Source organism: Rathayibacter tritici (assembly GCF_002932875.1).
GTDB lineage: Bacteria > Actinomycetota > Actinomycetes > Actinomycetales > Microbacteriaceae > Rathayibacter > Rathayibacter tritici.
The window spans coordinates 1-1,297 of sequence record NZ_PSWS01000060.1 but is presented as its reverse complement, the minus strand read 5'-3'; the positions used below and the strand labels follow the sequence as shown (position 1 = coordinate 1,297).

Below are 1,297 nucleotides of genomic sequence, written 5' to 3'. Positions count from 1 at the left end.
CGCGTCGTCCCACCACACGTCGGTGCCATCGACGGAGGCGAGGTCGCCGAGCACGTCCACCCAGAGTGCGGTGGTGCGCGGCGCGGAACCCGCATACGAGTGAGAAACCGACGCCAGGCTGCCCATCGCAGACCACGCGTAAGAGCGCTCCGTGCGCGAGTCCGACTGTCATGCTTTACGCAAGTCGATTGGCTATCTTGTACAGTCGGGTGCGCAAGATGCTAAGATCATCGTTGAGTTCTCGAGGATAATTGCCATTGTTGTAGATAACGGCATCGCCAAAAGTTCCCATGCCGCCATACATGTGAATGATCTTCCGTGAAAGGTCGCTGATGTCTGTGGAATCGAGTGAGGCATCCAAATCATCGAGCAGAGAGTGCATCACGCCGGCCCAGAACTTATCTTTGCCACTAATAAAGACTTTTTCCAATGCCTTAAGTGTTTCGCGCAACATATCGACGGTCATTTCAGCCCCCAATAGCCGAGAATTTCCACGTTGTCCATAAGCCATGGCTTAATGATGACGTGCTGTGTTGTTCGTCCCATGTAAAATCCTCCTTGGTTAGCTATTTCTCCTGAAAATACCGTCGTACCGGCGGGAAAGCGAACGGCATATCCTGTGTCTAGGTGCGCCGGCTCTCCCGTTGACCAGACAGGCGGCAGGGCGCGATCAATTCTGGTCTGGATAACACTATAGGGCGGGGTTTCAGTCCAAAACTGCCCAAATGCTCCCTTCTCAAACGATCCGGCTCGGAAGAGCGTGGTTGGCTCAGCCAACTCGGAGGAGGTGTATCGCGAGCCGGTGAAGGTAGCCGCGATATCGTCCTCCAACGAGGAGGGGGTGGTTTCCGGCGAGGCTGCGCTGGCAGGCAACCTACTCCCGAGCTTGGAGGCTGCACGGGAGAGTCCTCCGCTGATGGCTCCGCCTGCGGCGCCGAGGGCTGCGCCGGTGAAGGCGCCGCCGGCGGTGGCTCCGATGAAGTCGCCGGCGGTGTGGGGTCCGGGGCTGGTGGCGTATGCGTAGGCGCTTCCTGCTCCGCCGCCGGAGGCGCCGGATGCGGCGCTGACGACGACTGTGGCTTGAGCTCCCTTGATGCCGAGTGCGCCGAGGTGACCGGAACTGCCACGCCGATTTCTGCTAGAGCATCATTATTGGCTCTTGTGCTTGTCGCGCTTAATAGTACTTTGCCGAGTCCAGGAGGCTTATGCAAAATACGATTGATCGAGATGGATTTGCGCGTGTCGGTCACGAATAACACCGGCTAATCCGCTTTGATTGAAGAGCAGCCTCTAACAG

Annotated in this window: 1 protein-coding gene; it reads right to left on the bottom strand. The window is 57.8% G+C overall.

The window, feature by feature from the left end:
* Positions 1 to 175: 175 nt before the first annotated feature.
* Entirely contained in the window at positions 176 to 511 is a 336-nt protein-coding gene (locus tag C5D07_RS15440) for a DUF6966 domain-containing protein (protein WP_146076828.1), read from the bottom strand.
* Between the last annotated feature and the right edge of the window lie 786 nt (positions 512 to 1,297).